The organism is Dietzia sp. IBK-p2-15D (assembly GCF_057773105.1).
This window is the reverse complement of the sequence record NZ_JBYMTK010000004.1, coordinates 31,511-48,712: the sequence shown is the minus strand read 5'-3', so window position 1 is coordinate 48,712 and position 17,202 is coordinate 31,511. Positions and strand designations below refer to the sequence as shown.

Sequence of the window (17,202 nt, the reverse complement as noted above, 5' to 3'; positions counted from 1 at the left end):
CTCCGGGAAACGGCGCACAGGTGCCCGACTCGGGTGATGATGGAGTCGGCGAATTGACCCCGTTCCACAAGAACACGCTCAGCCTCGAGACGAAAAGAGTCGACATCCATGACCTCAGACAGACAGACGATCATCTACACGCTCACCGATGAGGCCCCGCGCCTGGCGACGGAGGCGTTCCTCCCGGTCGTGCGCACCTTTGCCGACGCGGCCGGCATCGACGTCACGACGAGCGACATCTCGGTGGCCGCTCGCATCCTGGCAGCCTTCCCCGAGCGGCTCACCGATGAGCAGAAGGTCCCGGACAACCTCGGTGAACTGGGCCGGATGACCCAGGACCCGCACACCAACATCATCAAGCTCCCGAACATCAGCGCCTCGGTCAACCAGCTGACCACCGCGATCGCCGAGCTCCAGTCCAAGGGATACGACATCCCGGACTACCCGTACGACCCCAAGACCCCCGACGAGGTCGAGATCGTCGAGCGCTACGGCAGCTGCCTCGGCAGCGCCGTCAACCCGGTGCTCCGCCAGGGCAACTCGGACCGCCGCGCCCCGAAGGCGGTCAAGGAGTACGCCCGGGCCAACCCGCACTCCATGGGCAAGTGGTCGATGGCCTCACAGACCCACGTCGCCCACATGACACACGGCGACTTCTACGCGGGCGAGAAGTCGATCATCCTCGACCGCGCGTGCGACGCGCGCATGGAGGTCGTGACCCCGGACGGCGAGACCCACGTGCTCAAGACCGTGCCGCTCGAGGCCGGCGAGGTCGTCGACTCGATGTACATGAGCAAGAAGGCGCTCATGGACTTCTACGAGGAGCAGCTCAATGACGCCAAGGAGACCGGCGTCATGTTCTCGCTCCACGTCAAGGCCACCATGATGAAGGTGAGCCACCCGATCGTGTTCGGCCACGCCGTGCGGGTCTTCTACAAGGACGCCTTCGCCAAGCACGAGGAGCTGTTCCACGAGCTGGGCATCAACGTCAACAACGGCATGGCCGACCTGTACAACAAGATCGAGAATCTCCCCAGCTCCAAGAAGGAGGAGATCATCGAGGATCTCCACCGCTGCCACGAGCAGCGGCCGGAGCTGGCGATGGTCGACTCGGCGCGCGGTATCACCAATTTCCACTCCCCCTCGGATGTCATCGTCGACGCCTCGATGCCCGCGATGATCCGCATCGGCGGGAAGATGTACGGCGCCGACGGTCGCAAGAAGGACACCAAGGCCGTCATCCCGGAGTCCACGTTCGCGCGGATCTACCAGGAGATCATCAACTTCTGCAAGACCAACGGCGCCTTCGATCCCACCACGATGGGCACCGTGCCGAACGTCGGCCTCATGGCCCAGAAGGCCGAGGAGTACGGCAGTCACGACAAGACCTTCGAGGTCCAGTACGACGGTGTCGCCAACATCGTCGACGCCGCCACCGGCGAGGTCCTGCTGTCCCAGGATGTCGAAGCCGGTGACATCTGGCGCATGTGTACCGTCAAGGACGCGCCGATCCGCGACTGGGTGAAGCTCGCCGTGGACCGCGCCCGCGCCTCCGAGATGCCGGCGGTGTTCTGGCTGGACCCGTACCGGCCCCACGAGAACAACCTGATCACCCTGGTGAACAAGTACCTCGCCGAGCACGACACCGAGGGTCTGGACATCCAGATCATGTCGCAGGTGCGCGCCATGCGGTACACCCTCGAGCGCGCCTGGCGGGGCCTGGACACCATCTCGGTGACCGGCAACATCCTGCGCGACTACCTCACCGACCTGTTCCCGATCCTCGAGCTCGGGACCAGCGCCAAGATGCTGTCCATCGTCCCGCTGATGGCCGGCGGTGGACTGTACGAGACCGGTGCGGGCGGCTCCGCGCCGAAGCACGTCCAGCAGTTGGTCGAGGAGAACCACCTGCGCTGGGACTCGCTCGGTGAGTTCCTCGCGCTCGGGGCGAGCCTGGACGATCTCGGACGCAAGTACGACAACCCCAAGGCCACGATCCTGGCCAAGACGCTCGACACGGCGACCGGCAAGCTCCTGGAGAACCGGAAGTCGCCGTCCCGCACGACCGGTGAGCTGGACAACCGGGGAAGCCAGTTCTGGCTCGCACTGTACTGGGCGCAGGAACTGGCCGAGCAGTCCGAGGACGCGGAACTGGCAGCACACTTCGGCCCGCTCGCGGAGAAGCTGACCGCGGACCGGGACACCATCCTCGACGAGCTGCTCGCGGTGCAGGGCACGCCGGTCGAGCTGGGCGGCTACTTCCAGCCCGCCATCGACAAGCTGCGGGAGGCGATGCGGCCGAGCGAGACGCTCAACGCCGCGCTCGAGGACACCCGCGCCTGACCCCGTCAGTCCGCATCACCGCACCCATCGGCCCTCGGCCGGTGGGTGCGGTGCTGTATCGGCCTACACTCGAGTCGGAGCTGGTCCCGGTTCCCCGATGATGGGAGTCCGGATGTCCGGCACCGCTCAACCGCCCCACTCCGCCTCCGATCCGAGGGACTCCCCCGACACCCCGGGTCGTCCCCTCCTGACGCTCGGAGTCCTGGCCAACTCCACGATGGAGAACGAGCGTCGCCTGCCCCTTCATCCGCACCACCTGGATCGCATCGATCCGGACATCCGGGCGCGGATGGTCGTGGAGCGCGGGTACGCTGCGGACTTCCAGCTCGAACCCGGGTACGTGGAGTCGAGGGTGGGCAGGGTCGCAGAGCGGTCGGAGGTCATCCAGGCCGCCGATATCCTGTTGCTCCCGAAACCCCAGGCGGCGGACGTGAACGAGATCCCCGCGGGTCGCACCCTCTGGGGATGGCCCCACTGCGTCCAGGACGCCGAACTGACGCAGACCGCGATCGACCAGCGCCTCACCCTCATCGCCTTCGAGGCGATGAACCACTGGACCCGGCAGGGTGACTTCAGCCTGCACGTACTCCACATGAACAACGAACTCGCCGGGTACTGCTCGGTCCTCCACGCCCTGAGTCTCATCGGAGGCACCGGAAACTACGGACCACGACGCAGCGCAGTCGTGATCGGCTTCGGGGCGACCGCCCGCGGGGCGGTCACCGCACTGAGTGCCCACGGGATCCACGACATCCAGGTCCTCACACAGCGCGGGGCGACGGCAGTCGGTTCACCGATCCACAGCGCGCACATCACCCAGCTCCACACCGACGGCGGTCCAGCCCACCTCGGCACGGTGCCCACCGAGGATGGTGACGTCCCGCTCCCGGTATTCCTCGCCGCACACGACATCGTCGTCAACTGCACACTCCAGGACGTGGACGCACCCATGACGTACCTGCGCACCCGGGACCTCGAGGGCTTCGCGGCGGGGAGCCTGATCATCGACGTCTCCTGTGACGCGGGAATGGGTTTCGAATGGGCACAGCCCACGGGATTCGACGACCCGATGTTCACCGTGGGCCACGGGGTGAACTACTACGCGGTCGATCACAGCCCGTCGTACCTCTGGAACTCGGCGACGTGGGAGATCAGCGAGGCACTACTTCCGTTCCTGCGCACCGTCATGGAGGGCCCCGCGGCGTGGGACGAGGACCTCACCATCTCCCGCGCCATCGAGATCCGCGACGGGGTGATCGTCAACCCGAGAATCCTGAGCTTCCAGGGCCGTGACACCGCGTATCCCCACGCCCTGGCCGGGACGCGTCCCGCATAGCCGGCTCATAGCGCTCCCGGGTCCGTGGCGACGGCGGGCGGCAGGGGCCCGGCGACGGTCACGGGACGTCGGGGCACTCGATGACGTCGATCGAGTTGCCCGGGAACAGCGCGAGAAACGGGTGCCCGCGCACGATGTCGACCGCAGACTCGTGCGAGGGCGCCGAAAGCAGCATGTAGGCGACCCCGGCGTCCTCGAAGACCTCGACACCCTGGCTGGTGACGCGCCGCTTGCGGTACAACGGACGCCCGGGATCCACGAGCGCCGGGCCCGCCTCCTCCGCCCACCGGGACCACGCCGCCATGAACTCTTCCTGCTCCGCCTCGGAGAGTTCAGGCTCGGTCGCCGGGTCGGCCGCGCCGTTGAGTATTCCCAGGAAGATGCCCATCCGGGAAGCGTAACCGCGGGGGGACGCACTGCGGAACGGTCCCGACGAGTCACTCTCCTCTGACCAGGCGCCCGGCCCCGCGTCGTGCGCGCGATCAGTCTCCTGCGAAGACGACGCGGTTGCCGTCGGGGTCCTCCACCACGAGAATCCTCCGACCGCCGCCGGGTTGCGGACCGTGATTGTCGACCCCGGCCGCAACGAGGCGACCGACCACCGAGTCCAGGTCATCGACCTCGATCACCACCGAAGAGTGCCCTGCCCGATCCGGTTCGGCCCAGACCTGGAGACCGAAACCGTCTCCGAGATGCCATTCGAGCAACCCCGGCATCGGCCGGCTGTCCGGCCCCCGGTCGAGAAGGCGGGAGTACCACGCTTCCGCCACCGATTCGTCGGAAACCGTGCAGTTCCCCATCAGCCCTCTGAACATCGTCGCTCCTCGGTCCGGTCTGCTGTGATCCCGGGGCGTCGCGGCGCTTACCCGATCGTCCCGGAGGCGCCAGATGGTCCGGGAGAACGCCGGGCTCGTCGTCGTGATGGCCCCGGATCCTATCTCCCCGAGTAGCGCGCGAACAGGCCCAGGAGGAACGTCCCTCCGGGGTGCCCGGCCCACCCCCGGCGCTGAACGTGCAGCTCGTCAGCCGTCGCTCGACCCGTGACGCTCCTCGACGGCCTCCCAGACCCGACGCCAGTGGTCGGCCAGCGAGTCGATGGTCTCGTGGGCGTTCAACCCGCTCGGCTGGGGCACCACCCAGAGTGCGACATCGTCGGGCCACCCCGGGACCGGGGTGGTGTCCTGTTCCCCGTACGTCGCTTTCGGCATCGCGAAGGCGGTACGAAAGGCGGTGATTCCTGCGACCGATACCACTGCGGGACCCAGCTCCCCGGCCAACACGGCCAGGCGTTCGGCGCCTGAGCGCAGCTCGTCGCGAGAGAGCTCATCGGCCCGCGCGGTGGCCCTTCCGACGAGATTCGTCATGCCGATCCCGCGGGAGAGCAGTTGCGCCTCATTCTCCGCCGACAATCCTGTCGAGGCGTCCACGAGGTGGTCGGTCAGCCCGGCCCGGTGCAGTGAGGGCCAGAACCGGTTTCCCGGCCGCGCGAACGGCGCGTTGACGGCCGCGGTCCACAGTCCCGGATTGACTCCCACGATGAGCAGGCGCAGCCGGCCGGGATCGGCGGGGAGGACGGCGTCGACACCGTTCGGATCATCGGTCGCGAATCCGGCGAGCTCCTCGCGTCTCGGGCGGCGGCCGCCGAGTGGGGACGGCCGTCGCGGAATCCCGGTCACGATGTGCCGACGTCCAGCGCACCCGGCCACTCTTCGCGCGTCTTCGCCTTCTCAACCATGGGAGGAGGCTAGCGCGACGAGATCCCCGCGATCTCGACCGGCGGGGTCGGACAGACTCACCACCGTCTCCACGTGAGGACAGCGTGCGTCCGTAGGGCCTGAAAGGCTGGGCCCATGAGCGCAAAGGAAGGCCCGGCGTCCCCTGTCGTCTTGGCCGGCAGAGACCAATGGCGCGAGTGGCTCTGCACGAACGAGGACAGTTCCGACGGCATCTGGCTGATGCTCGCGAAGAAGCGCGTGACGACTCCGACCTCCCTCAGCTACGGGGAGGCTCTCGACGAGGCTCTGTGCAGCGGATGGATCGACGGCCAGCGCAACGGCTATGACGAGCGGACCTACCTGCAGAGGTTCACCCCACGCCGGGCGCGTTCGCTCTGGTCACGGCGAAACGTCGAGATCGCGGAGCGCCTCGCCGCCGATGGTCGACTTCGACCGCGGGGCATCGCCGAGATCGAGAGGGCGAGATCCGACGGACGCTGGGACCGCGCCTACCCCGGGCAAGCGACCGCCCAGCCTCCGGATGCTCTCCGCACGGCCCTCGAGGCGGCACCAACCGCGAAGGCGGCCTTCTCCCGGCTCACCTGGACCGAGCGCTTCAGCGCGCTTCTCCCGCTCCTCACGGCTACGAACGAGGATGCCCTCGAGCGACGCGTCGCGCAGCTGATATCGCGGCTCACGCCGTCGTAATCCACCCCATCTCCATCGGTCCCCCGCGCGACCAGATTCGACGACGAGGGGCCAGCCGTGCCGTCACCCGATCAAGTACGCGAATCCTCGACCGGATGTATCGAGCCCGCGGAGAAAACGTCTCGCCCGGCCTAAGAAGTGATCGACGTAGTCTGCTTCCGCTTCGTGGTCTTCCCCGAACGGTCCGCTGTGCCGACTGAACCAGGGAACGAAGTCCGCGCGGGTGATCGCGTCCAGATCGTCCGCGATCCAAGCGACGTCTTCGGGCGGTATCGCCCGTACCCACGGCAACCAGCCCTCCCAGTTCTCGAGCGGCGTCACGGCGCCTTCGAACATCCGGTAGGCGGGGCGCGCTCGCTCATCCGGATCGGATGGCTGCGTCATCATCTGCAGGTTTCTCCACGACTTGTCGAGGTAGAGCATGTCCTCCACGGGTGGCCCCTGTTGGAAGTCGGTCGTCCCCACCGCGAAGCCGTGCGGCAGTCCGAATGCGTCCGCGAGCGGGTCCGCGCTGATGTAGGCGCGTGGATCGGCGAGCACCTCCTGTGTGATCTCGCTGTCGAATGCGTATGCGTAGTACCTGATTCCCATGCACCCAGCATCGACCTCCACGCGGGATCCGATAACCCCCCACGACCGATCTGTGGATAGGAAGTGCCGATCGCACTCGCCTGTGGAGAAACTCCTAGCGCCCACGGACAGCCCCGCCAGCACGAACGAGTCCAGAAAGCCCTAGCGGAGATCGGTTCACGCCGTCCGGATGCACGAGCTGAACGCGCCAGCCGCTCTCTGCGATTTGTCAGTAGAGCCGACAAGCCCCGCCTAGCAGGCAGTTGTTAGACGTTGAAGCGGAACTCCACCACGTCGCCGTCGGCCATCACGTAGTCCTTGCCCTCCATGCGCACCTTGCCGGCGGCCTTGGCTGCGGCCATCGACCCGGCGGCGTCGAGGTCGGCAAAGGAGACGATCTCGGCCTTGATGAAGCCCTTCTCGAAGTCCGTGTGGATCACGCCGGCGGCCTTGGGGGCGGTGTCGCCCTTGCGGATTGTCCAGGCGCGCGACTCCTTGGGGCCGGCGGTGAGGTAGGTCTGCAGGCCCAGGGTGTGGAACCCGGCGCGGGCGAGCGAGTTCAGGCCCGGCTCGTGCTGGCCGATCGACTCCAGCAGCTCCATGGCGTCGTCCTCGTCCAGTTCGAGCAGCTCGGCCTCGACCTTCGCATCGAGGAAGACCGCGTCGGCGGGGGCGACCGCGGCGCGGAGTTCGGCCTGACGCTCCTCGCTGGTCAGCACTGACTCGTCGGCGTTGAACACGTAGAGGAACGGCTTGGCGGTCATCAGGTGCAGGTCACGCAGCAGCCCGCGGTCGACCTCGTCCTGCGCCTTGAACAGGGTCCGACCGTCCTCGAGCACGGCCTGCGCCTTGCGGACCTCGTCCAGCAACGCAACGAGGGACTTGTCCTTGCGCGATTCCTTCTCGAGCCGCGGGATCGCCTTCTCGATGGTCTCCAGGTCGGCCAGGATCAGCTCGGTGGCGATCACCTCGATGTCGGCCATCGGGTCGACCTTGCCGTCGACGTGGATGACGTCCGGGTCGTCGAAGACGCGCACGACCTGGCAGATCGCGTCGGCCTCACGGATGTTGGCGAGGAACTTGTTGCCCATCCCCTCACCGGTGCTGGCGCCCTTGACGATGCCCGCGATGTCGACGAACGACACGACGGCGGGCAGGATCCGCTCGGAGCCGAAGATCTCCGCGAGTCGGTTCAGGCGTGGGTCCGGCAGATCGACCACGCCGACGTTGGGCTCGATGGTGGCGAACGGGTAGTTCGCCGCGAGGACGTCGTTGTTCGTCAGGGCGTTGAACAGGGTCGACTTACCGACGTTGGGCAGTCCGACGATTCCGAGGGTGAGGCTCACGAGGGCACAGTCTACGGACAGCACCCCGGCTCCTCCCCCGCGGCCGTCGGGCGCCTCGTCAGGGAGCACACCACCGTGACCTCTGACATCATGTGACCCATGACCGACGAGCCGAAACCGCGTCCCCCCGTCGAGGACCAGGAGCAGCACGTCGACCGTTCCGTCCTCATCGGACTGGGCGGGCGCTGGGTCACCGACTGGGCCCTGCGACTGGCCATCCTTCTCGTCGCGGGCTGGTTGGTATCGAGGATCGGTGGCGCCCTGTGGGTCGGCATCCTCCCGATCCTGTTGGCGCTCATCGTCTCCACGGTGCTGTGGCCGCCGACGGGGTGGATGGTGCGGCACAGGGTCCCCAAGACGCTGGCCTCGCTGTTGTCCATCATCGCGTCACTCGGCCTCGTCTCGGGCGTGGTCGCCCTCATCGCCCCGTCGATCGTCGAGCAGAGCGTGCAGCTCGCCGACCAGACCTCGGAGGCGATCACCCAGGTCCAGGACTGGTTGCGCGGCCCGCCGCTGAACATCCGGGACGAGCAGCTCGACGGGGTCCTCGAGCAGCTCAGCTCCACCCTGCAGGACCGCGGTGACCAGATCGCCTCGGGTGTGTTCAGCGGTGTCAGCGCGGTGGGGTCCTTCGTGATCACCCTCGTGCTGGTTCTGGTCCTGACGTTCTTCTTCATCAAGGACGGGCCGAGGTTCCTCCCGTTCGTCCGCCGCATCTCCGGGCGCACCGCCGGCCGTCACCTGACCGAGGTCCTGACCCGCGCCTGGAACACCCTCGGCGGCTACATCCGCGCCCAGGCGATCGTGTCGTTCGTCGACGCGGTGCTCATCGGTCTGGCTCTGGTGATCCTGGGCGTACCGCTGGCGTGGGCGTTGGCCGTCATCACGTTCATCGCCGGGTTCATCCCCATCGTCGGCGCCTTCACCGCGGGTGCGCTCGCAGTCCTCATCGCCCTGGTCGCCAACGGCTTCACGACCGCGATCATCGTCCTGGTCGTGATCATTCTCGTGCAGCAGCTCGAGGGCAACGTTCTCCAGCCGATCGTCCAGTCGCGCGCGATGAACCTGCACCCGGGGGTCATCCTGCTCGGCGTGGCCGCGGGTAGCACGCTGTTCGGCATCATCGGCGCGTTCCTGGCCGTCCCGCTCCTCGCGGTACTGGCGGTCGCGCTGCGCTACATCAACGAGCAGATCGATCTGCGTACCGGTGATGTGACCGCGTCGGATCTGGCGTCGGCGACAGACGAGGGACGTCTGACCGCGTGGCTCGCCGAGCTGTCGAGCTCGCGCTTCGCACCTCTGCGCAAGAGCAGCACCGCGATCATGGCCGGGATGATCGACGAGCGCCCCGACATCGCCGGGCCCCGGCGCCCGGTCCCCACCCGTGCGGGCGCAGGGGTCACCGTGGAGGCCGACGACGACGAGGTGGGCGGCGGCTCCACCACCGCCGCACCGGGGTTGTCGGATGAACCCCCGCCGGCGGCGGGCCCCGTCGATCCGAAGGCGGTCGACGGCTACCGCCCGTCCCCGCAGGAGCAGGAGGCGGAGAAGCCCAACCCGCTACGGCGGTTCGGCCGTTTCCTCGCCCGCCGACTGGGAGGTTAGAGTCTTCTCCCGTGACTAGACGCAGGAGTGGACGGGTACCCGCGGACGAGCGGTCCGTGCTGTCCTCGACGCGGGGGCTGCCGGCCTGGACCGCGGTCCTCCTGGCGGTGGCGATCTCGCTGACCGGCGTGGCCATCGACTCGGTCTCCGGGGACCTCGGCGCGGGCTTCACCGTGGCGTTCTTCCTCGGCTGCGTGGTGTCCGTGCTCGCGGTCGCGCGGCGCTCGGTGTTCGTCGCGGGGGTGCAGCCACCGATCATCATGGCCCTGCTGGTCCCACTGGTCTACGTCGTCTCTGGGGTCGGTTCGGGCGCGGACGTCTTCTCGCGGTCCCAGCTCGTGGCGATCATCCTGCCGCTGGCGACCCGCTTCCCGCTGATGATCACCACGACCGTCGTGGTGGTGGCGATCGCCCTGATCCGTGCTCTGGTGCTGGAGCCGCGGCCGCGGGTCGCCCGCCCCGCGGCGCCGCCCATCCAGCGCAGCGCCCCGGCACACGCCCGCCGTTGAGGCGGGGTGCGCCGGGGCGCTGACGGCTACCGCGTCCTCCCCCGCCACCTACCGGCGGGCGGGGGCGCGTATCAGACCTTCTTGGGGACCCGCAGTTCGCGGGGCAGCGAGAACGTGATGGTCTCCTGCGCCGTCCGGACGGTGGAGACGTCACCGAAGCCGTGGTCGGCGAGCAGGTCCACCACTCCGCGGACGAGGATCTCCGGCACGGACGCGCCCGAGGTCACGCCGACGGTGGTGACGCCCTCGAACCAGGACGTGTCGATCTCCTTGGCGTAGTCCACCAGGTGCGCGTCGCGGGCTCCCGCCTGCAGCGCGACCTCCACCAGTCGCACGGAGTTGGACGAGTTCTGTGACCCCACCACGATCACCAGGTCGCACTGCGGGGCCATGGTCTTGACCGCGACCTGACGGTTCTGCGTGGCATAGCAGATGTCGTCGGACGGCGGGTCGATGAGCGTGGGGTACTTCTGCTTGAGGCGGCGCACCGTCTCCATGGTCTCGTCCACGCTGAGCGTGGTCTGTGAGAGCCAGATCAGCTTCTCGGTGTCCACGGGGATGTCCAGCGCGTCCACGGACTCGGGGCCGTCGACCAGCGTCACCACGTCGGGCGCCTCACCGGCGGTCCCCTCGACCTCCTCGTGGCCCTCGTGGCCCACCAGCAGGATGAGGTAACCCTCGCGCGCGAAGCGCTTGACCTCGGTGTGGACCTTGGTCACCAGGGGGCAGGTGGCGTCGAACGTCTTGAGTTCGAGCTGGAGAGCGCTCTCCCGGACCGCGGGCGAGACGCCGTGCGCGGAGAACACCAGGTTCGCCCCGTGCGGGACCTCGTCGGTCTCGTCGACGAAGACCACGCCCTGGTCGGTGAACGACTCGACCACGTGCTTGTTGTGGACGATCTCCTTACGGACGTACAGCGGCGCTCCGTGCTTGGCCAGGGCTTTCTCGACCGTTTCGACGGCTCGGTCGACGCCGGCACAGTAGCCGCGCGGTTCCGCGAGAAGTACCCGCTTGGTTGCCGGTTCGGCGATCATGTCGGTCTGCTCGGTCATGTCCCCAGGGTACGGTTCATACTGGATTTCGACCATTACGCCTCCCTTCACGCCCCCCGGCAGAGAGGTCCGCATGCTCCGACCCCTGTTCCTGACCCGTGCCTCGATCGGTCTCGCTGCCACCGCGGCGGAGCGTGTCGTGGCCCTGCCCGGCCGTGCGGTCGAGGCGGTCACCACGCTGCCCGCGATCCCCGTGCGGGTCGCCGGCGGCCTGGTCCAGTCCTATCTCCACGCCGGTCAGACCCTCACGGACCTGGCCGTCAAGGGCGACAAGGTGCTCGCCTCGGTGTTCCCGGCACGGTCCGACCAGCCGGAGTGGGCGACGTTCGACGAGGACGAGGCCGACCCCGACGAGGTCTTGGACGTGTCCTACCGGGTCTACGGGTCGTCCTCGAGAGCCGCCCGCGACCGGGACGACGACCCCGACGTGCCGACCGGCCGCGTCGCCCCCCGCGACGCGTGACGGCCTCGTCCCCGCGCACGCCGAGCAGCGCCGAGCAGCCGTGGCCGGTCCGGGTGGTCTCGGACCAGATAGCGGCGTGGATCCACCGGCTCGGGGCGGTGTGGGTCGAGGGTCAGATCACCCAGCTGAGCCTGCGCCCCGGCACCCGCACCGCGTTCCTCACCCTGCGTGACCCCTCCGTCGACAACTCGCTGACGCTCACGTGTCCGCCCAGGCTCATCTCGGAGTCGCCGGTGCCGGTCACCGAGGGCAGCCGGGTGGTCGTGCGGGGTACCCCGCGCTTCTACACGGGCCGCGGCTCGTTCTCCCTCCAGGTTTCGGAGATCCGCCCGGTGGGCGTGGGCGAGCTCCTCGCCCGCATCGAGCGGCTCAAGCAGGCGCTGTCGGCGGAGGGGCTGTTCGATCCCCGACTCAAGCGGCCCCTGCCGTTCCTACCCACGTGCGTCGGCCTGATCACCGGTCGGGCGAGCGCCGCCGAACGCGACGTCGTCGAGGTGGCCCGCGGCCGCTGGCCGGATGTACGTTTCGCCGTGCGCAACACCCCGGTGCAGGGGGTGTCGGCTGTGCCCCAGATCCTGGACGCGCTGGCCGAGCTCGACGCCGACCCCGTCGTCGACGTCATCATCCTCGCCCGCGGCGGCGGGTCGGTCGAGGACCTGCTCCCCTTCTCCGACGAGGCCCTCATCCGCGCGATCTCGCGGTGCCGCACCCCGGTGGTCTCCGCGATCGGCCACGAGCCCGATTCGCCGTTGTCGGATCTCGTCGCCGACCTGCGGGCGGCCACCCCGACCGATGCGGCCAAGCGGGTCGTGCCCGACGTGATCGAGGAGCGTCGTCGTATCGCCGAGGCCCGGTCCCGTACCGCCCGGGCGCTGCGCGGTTGGGTGGACCGGGAGCGCAACCAGCTGGCGGCCGTGCGGTCGCGGCCGTGCATGGCGAACCCGTACGGGATCGTCGAGTCGCGGGCGGAGATCGTCGCCGAGGCACTGCGCGCGGCCCGACGCGACATCACCCGGATCATCGACTCGGAGTCCACGTCGCTGGGCCACCTGTCGGCGCGTCTCACCACGCTCGGGCCCGCCGCCACCCTGGCCCGTGGCTATGCCGTGGTGCAGTCCGTCGCCGGGAGTCACGACGGCCGGGTGGTCTCGTCGATCGCCGACGCCCCACCCGGATCGCAGCTGCGGATCCGCGTCTCCGACGGCTCCATCTCCGCGGCGGCACTCGGGTCGACACCCGCCGCCGGCCGCCCCACCCCTTCCACCGAACCGACCGAGGAGCAGTCCTGATGTCCGACGAGCAGACCCCCGTCTCCGAGCTGGGATACGAGCAGGCCCGCGACGAGTTGATCGAGGTGGTCCGCATCCTCGAGGCCGGCGGTCAGGATCTGGACGCCTCACTGGCGTTGTGGGAGCGGGGCGAGGAACTCGCCGAGCGGTGCACCGAACACCTCGACGGCGCGCGTGCGCGCATCGACGCCGTCCTGGGTGACGACGACGAGGGCGACTCCGGCCGGGGGTGATCCCGTCGCCCGGCCGGGCGCGAACGCCTACCGCCGCCCCGGTGCGATCACCGCGGGCACGGCACGCCGGGCGTCTACGGCGCGGGCAGCGGCTCGACGTCCTGTACGGCGGCGGCGAGGGACTCGAAGTCGGACGTCGGCGCGGAGCCGGTGACGGCCACGCGGACGTCGTCGAGGTCGAGCACCCACACCGGCCGGACGTCGTCCCCGGTGAGGACGGCCCACTCGCGCCCGGAGACGGGCACCATCGTCCGGCTGGGCCTCGGCCCGCCACCCAGCGACCGGAACGCGTCCTCGGGGGCGTCGGACTGGACGAGCTCGATGTAGCTGCGCTCGCCCGTCACCCAGCCGACGTGGCTGGAGGTGGTCCCGGCGAAGCCCTGGACACGGCCCGAGTTGGCGGTCCAACCCTCCGGGACCTCGGGCGAGCGGATCGGGAAGTCCAGGCTCCGGGCGTCCTGCTCCAGCGAGGCCCGCGCGTCGAAGTCGGGGATCTGTCCCTGCTGCGGGCCGGACGGGCTGAAGGTGCACAGTCCGGCCACTCCGGCGAAGACGCCGCAGATCGCCATGAGCACCACCACCGACCAGAACATGTCGCGGTTGCCCTGCAGGATTCTCGGTTTCGCCTCGGCCACGCCTGCGAGTATCCCACCCACCCGGGGCGAGTCCGGCGCGTGGCCCCCGGCGGGGTGGCCGAGGTGGAACAATGGGCGCCGACACGCCACCGCGGCCGTGCGCGCCACCGTCGCGCCCGTGCCACCTTCAACCCCAGCCAGCGTTCACGAGGAGCCAGACCACCTATGTCACCCACCAAGCGTCCCGATCGAAACCTCGCAATGGAGCTGGTCCGTGTGACCGAGGCCGCCGCCCTGGCCGCCGGGCGGTGGGTCGGTCGTGGCGACAAGAACGGTGGCGACGGTGCCGCGGTGGACGCGATGCGCGAGCTCATCTCGACCGTCGACATGGACGGCGTCGTGGTGATCGGCGAGGGCGAGAAGGACGAGGCGCCCATGCTCTACAACGGTGAGAAGGTCGGCACCGGCGAGGGGCCGGCCGTCGACGTGGCCGTGGACCCGATCGACGGCACCCGCCTCATGGCGGAGGGTCGGCCCAATTCGATCGCGGTGATCGCCGTCGCCGAGCGCGGTTCGATGTTCGATCCGTCGGCCGTGTTCTACATGCGCAAGATCGCCGTGGGCCCGGACGCCGTGGGCAGGATCGACCTCGCCAAGTCCACTGAGTGGAACATCCGCTCGGTCGCGGAGGCCAAGAACATCGACGTCGGGGACATGACGGTGTGCGTGCTCGACCGGCCGCGCCACGCCGAGCTCATCGCCGAGATCCGTGCCGCGGGCGCCAAGGTCCGGCTCATCATGGACGGCGACGTCGCCGGCGGTGTGGCCGCGGCCTCCGACGACAGTTCGGTGGACATGCTCATGGGCATCGGCGGGACGCCGGAGGGGATCATCACCGCGTGTGCGCTGAAGTGCATGGGCGGCGAGATCCAGGGCCAGCTGTGGCCGCAGGACGAGGCGGAGCGCCAGAAGGCGGTCGACGCCGGGCTCGACGTCGACGCGATCCTCGGCACGGACGACCTGGTCAAGGGCGACAACTGCTTCTTCGCCGCCACCGGCATCACCAACGGCGACATGGTCCGCGGTGTGAGCTACCGCGCCAACGGCGCCGTCACCCGCTCGCTGGTGATGCGGTCCAAGTCGGGCACCGTCCGCCATGTCGAGGGGCGCCACAAGATGGAGAAGCTCCGCGAGTTCTCCGCCGTCGACTACGGCCAGGCCGCCGGCGGCAACTGATCCCTCCCCGGCACCCCGCGCCCGCCGCTTCCGTCCTCCTGCACGGTGCGGCGGGCGCGCCTAGTCTGGCCGGTATGGCCGATCAGACTGAATTCCGTATCGAACACGACACGATGGGCGAGGTCCGGGTCCCCGTCGACGCTCTCTGGCGGGCACAGACCCAGCGTGCCGTCGAGAACTTCCCCGTCTCGGGCAGCGGGCTCGAACGAGCGCAGATCCGCGCGCTCGGCCTGCTCAAGTCCGCGTGTGCGACCGTCAACGGTCGGCTGGGACTGCTCGACCGGGACAAGGTCGACGCGATCGTCGCCGCAGCCGGCCGCATCGCCGAGGGGGAACTGGACGAGCACTTCCCCGTCGACGTGTTCCAGACCGGCTCGGGCACGAGTTCCAACATGAACACCAACGAGGTCATCGCCTCGCTCTGCGCGGCCGAGGGCGTCACCGTGCACCCCAACGACGACGTGAACATGTCGCAGTCGTCCAACGACACCTTCCCGACGGCGACCCACGTCGCGGCCACGGAGGTCGTGATCGCCGATCTCGTCCCCGCACTGAACACCCTCGCCGAGTCCTTCGAGACCAAGGCCGGTCAGTGGCGCGAGGTGGTCAAGCCCGGGCGCACCCACCTGATGGACGCCGTGCCGGTGACGCTCGGACAGGAGTTCGCCGGCTACGCCCGGCAGATCCGCGCCGGGGTCGAGCGCGTCTGCGGGACGCTGCCCCGTGTCGGCGAGTTGCCGATCGGTGGAACCGCCGCCGGCACGGGCCTCAACGCCCCCGACGGCTTCGGCTCCGCTGTGGTCGAGGAGCTGCGCTCCCTCACCGGCCTGGAGGAGCTCCGTCTGGCGGCGGATCCGTTCGAGGCCCAGGCCGCCCGCGACGGCCTTGTCGAGCTGTCCGGGGCCCTGCGTTCCGTCGCCGTCTCGCTCACCAAGATCGCGAACGACATCCGGTGGATGGGGTCGGGACCCATGACCGGGCTGTCGGAGATCCACCTTCCGGACCTGCAGCCGGGGTCGTCGATCATGCCCGGCAAGGTCAACCCGGTGCTGTGTGAGACGGTCGCGCAAGTCGCCGCCCAGGTCGTGGGGAACGACGCGGCCGTGGCGTGGGCCGGGGCCAGCGGCGCCTTCGAGCTCAACACCGCGATCCCGGTGATGGCGCGCAACGTGCTCGAGTCGGTCCGGATCCTCGCGAACTCGTCCACGCTGTTCGCCGAGCGTTGCATCGACGGGATCGAGCCGGACACCGATCGCATGCGCCGGCTCGCCGAGTCCTCCCCCTCGATCGTCACGCCGCTGAACTCGGCGATCGGCTACGAGGAGGCCGCACGGGTCGCCAAGCACGCCCTCGCCGAGGGGATCACCATCCGCGAGGCCGTCATCGCGCTCGGCTTCGTCCCGGATCCGCTGTCCGAGTCCGAGCTCGACCGGCGCCTCGACGTCCTGGGGATGACGGGCCTCGACCGCGAGCGCTGACGCCGCCTCGCCATGAGTGCGCACCGCGATGTGCGCCGCGGCCCGGGCTCGGCGCGCCCGGCCCGCGGCGCGTCGTGTTCGGGGGTCAGCCGGAGTGCTCGACCACCCGGATGGCCTGGCCCTCGAGTCGGATCTGTCCGCGTTGGAAGTCCGAGTAGATGACCTCGCCCTCGGCGATCTCGTCGCTCACCGGCCACCCCAACCGACCGGCGGGTCCGCCGTTGTCGCGATAGGTGGCGAGGATCTGCCCGCGGACGATCTGCGCACCGGTCTGCGGTGACCAGAAGATGGCCCCGTCGGCGAAGTCCTGCTTCTTGCCACCCTCGAGCGCCTCTGCCGGGGCCACCGGCGCCCCGAGCGCGAGCGCGGTCTCCTTCGCGTCGTCGTACCGGCGATAGATGGCCATGTTCGTGAGGAACTCGTCCTCGCCGATCTTCACCACGATCGGGTCGTCCGCGTCGGACCCGGCGGCGGGGCCGGACGCGCCCGGCTCCGCACCGGTCTGGCCCGCACCGGCCTGGCCCGCACCGACCTCGCCCGGAGCGCCCTGGTCCGTAGCGGTCTGGGACTGCGCCTCGGCCGGCATGCCACCCGGGATCTGCTCGCCACACGCGGCCAACCCCAGGATGCAGGCGGTGAGCAGCCAGAGCGCGGGCGCCGGCGACGAGCGTCGGGACATGGGAGACCTCCGATACGGCATGCACGATGCGGGCCCGGGCTCGCTCGCCCGGACCCGCATCATCC

General features: G+C 69.3%; 18 protein-coding genes. 10 read left to right on the top strand and 8 right to left on the bottom strand.

The window, feature by feature from the left end; all coding sequences use genetic code 11:
• The first annotated feature begins 108 nt into the window (after window positions 1–108).
• Window positions 109–2,343, top strand: a complete 2,235-nt coding sequence (locus tag AC3DEV_RS07600; protein ID WP_488371724.1) for an NADP-dependent isocitrate dehydrogenase — start codon at window positions 109–111, stop codon at window positions 2,341–2,343.
• A gap of 217 nt (window positions 2,344–2,560) precedes the next feature.
• Complete coding sequence (locus tag AC3DEV_RS07595; protein WP_488371804.1) at window positions 2,561–3,679, top strand: N(5)-(carboxyethyl)ornithine synthase; 1,119 nt, start codon at window positions 2,561–2,563, stop codon at window positions 3,677–3,679.
• Window positions 3,680–3,737: 58 nt separating this feature from the next.
• On the opposite strand, the gene AC3DEV_RS07590 is transcribed toward AC3DEV_RS07595, so the two are convergent.
• The 3 genes from AC3DEV_RS07590 to AC3DEV_RS07580 form a co-directional block, all read right to left on the bottom strand.
• A complete protein-coding gene (locus tag AC3DEV_RS07590; protein ID WP_488371723.1) occupies window positions 3,738–4,067 on the bottom strand; it encodes a YciI family protein in 330 nt (109 codons plus the stop codon).
• Between the two features lie 94 nt (window positions 4,068–4,161).
• Window positions 4,162–4,494 (bottom strand): VOC family protein, encoded by a 333-nt coding sequence (locus AC3DEV_RS07585; protein ID WP_488371722.1) that lies wholly within the window; start codon window positions 4,492–4,494, stop codon window positions 4,162–4,164.
• Between the two features lie 207 nt (window positions 4,495–4,701).
• Window positions 4,702–5,346, bottom strand: a complete 645-nt coding sequence (locus AC3DEV_RS07580) for a mismatch-specific DNA-glycosylase (RefSeq protein ID WP_488371803.1) — start codon at window positions 5,344–5,346, stop codon at window positions 4,702–4,704.
• A 183-nt stretch (window positions 5,347–5,529) separates the two neighbouring features.
• Between AC3DEV_RS07580 and AC3DEV_RS07575 the strand changes: the two genes are divergently transcribed.
• Complete coding sequence (locus AC3DEV_RS07575) at window positions 5,530–6,102, top strand: YdeI/OmpD-associated family protein (protein WP_488371721.1); 573 nt, start codon at window positions 5,530–5,532, stop codon at window positions 6,100–6,102.
• A 63-nt stretch (window positions 6,103–6,165) separates the two neighbouring features.
• On the opposite strand, the gene AC3DEV_RS07570 is transcribed toward AC3DEV_RS07575, so the two are convergent.
• Together AC3DEV_RS07570 and ychF are read right to left on the bottom strand one after the other, a co-directional pair.
• Window positions 6,166–6,693 carry a DUF1877 domain-containing protein gene (locus AC3DEV_RS07570; protein WP_182634280.1) on the bottom strand — a complete coding sequence of 176 codons (528 nt, stop codon included), beginning with the start codon at window positions 6,691–6,693 and terminating at the stop codon, window positions 6,166–6,168.
• Between the two features lie 245 nt (window positions 6,694–6,938).
• Window positions 6,939–8,018 (bottom strand): redox-regulated ATPase YchF, encoded by a 1,080-nt coding sequence (gene ychF, locus AC3DEV_RS07565; protein WP_488371720.1) that lies wholly within the window; start codon window positions 8,016–8,018, stop codon window positions 6,939–6,941.
• A 99-nt stretch (window positions 8,019–8,117) separates the two neighbouring features.
• Between ychF and AC3DEV_RS07560 the strand changes: the two genes are divergently transcribed.
• Window positions 8,118–9,623 carry an AI-2E family transporter gene (locus AC3DEV_RS07560; RefSeq protein WP_269500939.1) on the top strand — a complete coding sequence of 502 codons (1,506 nt, stop codon included), beginning with the start codon at window positions 8,118–8,120 and terminating at the stop codon, window positions 9,621–9,623.
• Between the two features lie 11 nt (window positions 9,624–9,634).
• Window positions 9,635–10,132, top strand: coding sequence for a DUF6542 domain-containing protein (locus tag AC3DEV_RS07555; RefSeq protein WP_259839696.1), 498 nt, complete (start codon window positions 9,635–9,637; stop codon window positions 10,130–10,132).
• Between the two features lie 71 nt (window positions 10,133–10,203).
• On the opposite strand, the gene AC3DEV_RS07550 is transcribed toward AC3DEV_RS07555, so the two are convergent.
• Window positions 10,204–11,184, bottom strand: coding sequence for a 4-hydroxy-3-methylbut-2-enyl diphosphate reductase (locus AC3DEV_RS07550; protein WP_132063403.1), 981 nt, complete (start codon window positions 11,182–11,184; stop codon window positions 10,204–10,206).
• 73 nt (window positions 11,185–11,257) lie between these two features.
• Here AC3DEV_RS07550 and AC3DEV_RS07545 point away from each other — a divergent pair, with 73 nt between their 5' ends.
• The 3 genes from AC3DEV_RS07545 to AC3DEV_RS07535 are packed head-to-tail and all read left to right on the top strand — an operon-like array spanning window position 11,258 to window position 13,169.
• Complete coding sequence (locus AC3DEV_RS07545) at window positions 11,258–11,647, top strand: hypothetical protein (protein WP_067715593.1); 390 nt, start codon at window positions 11,258–11,260, stop codon at window positions 11,645–11,647.
• Complete coding sequence (gene xseA, locus AC3DEV_RS07540; RefSeq protein WP_069390313.1) at window positions 11,644–12,936, top strand: exodeoxyribonuclease VII large subunit; 1,293 nt, start codon at window positions 11,644–11,646, stop codon at window positions 12,934–12,936. The genes AC3DEV_RS07545 and xseA overlap by 4 nt, the downstream gene beginning before the upstream one ends.
• The gene (locus AC3DEV_RS07535) at window positions 12,936–13,169 is read left to right on the top strand and encodes an exodeoxyribonuclease VII small subunit (protein WP_067715599.1); all 234 of its coding nucleotides are present in this window, start codon (window positions 12,936–12,938) and stop codon (window positions 13,167–13,169) included. Before xseA ends, AC3DEV_RS07535 begins: the two co-directional genes overlap by 1 nt.
• A 74-nt stretch (window positions 13,170–13,243) precedes the next feature.
• Here the strand turns inward: AC3DEV_RS07535 and AC3DEV_RS07530 are convergent, their stop codons facing one another.
• Window positions 13,244–13,804 carry a DUF4245 domain-containing protein gene (locus AC3DEV_RS07530; protein ID WP_488371719.1) on the bottom strand — a complete coding sequence of 187 codons (561 nt, stop codon included), beginning with the start codon at window positions 13,802–13,804 and terminating at the stop codon, window positions 13,244–13,246.
• A gap of 165 nt (window positions 13,805–13,969) precedes the next feature.
• Here AC3DEV_RS07530 and glpX point away from each other — a divergent pair, with 165 nt between their 5' ends.
• Complete coding sequence (gene glpX / locus AC3DEV_RS07525; protein WP_067715604.1) at window positions 13,970–14,980, top strand: class II fructose-bisphosphatase; 1,011 nt, start codon at window positions 13,970–13,972, stop codon at window positions 14,978–14,980.
• A gap of 74 nt (window positions 14,981–15,054) precedes the next feature.
• Complete coding sequence (locus AC3DEV_RS07520) at window positions 15,055–16,458, top strand: class II fumarate hydratase (RefSeq protein WP_067715607.1); 1,404 nt, start codon at window positions 15,055–15,057, stop codon at window positions 16,456–16,458.
• 85 nt (window positions 16,459–16,543) lie between these two features.
• On the opposite strand, the gene AC3DEV_RS07515 is transcribed toward AC3DEV_RS07520, so the two are convergent.
• Window positions 16,544–17,137, bottom strand: a complete 594-nt coding sequence (locus AC3DEV_RS07515; RefSeq protein WP_488371718.1) for an LGFP repeat-containing protein — start codon at window positions 17,135–17,137, stop codon at window positions 16,544–16,546.
• Between the last annotated feature and the right edge of the window lie 65 nt (window positions 17,138–17,202).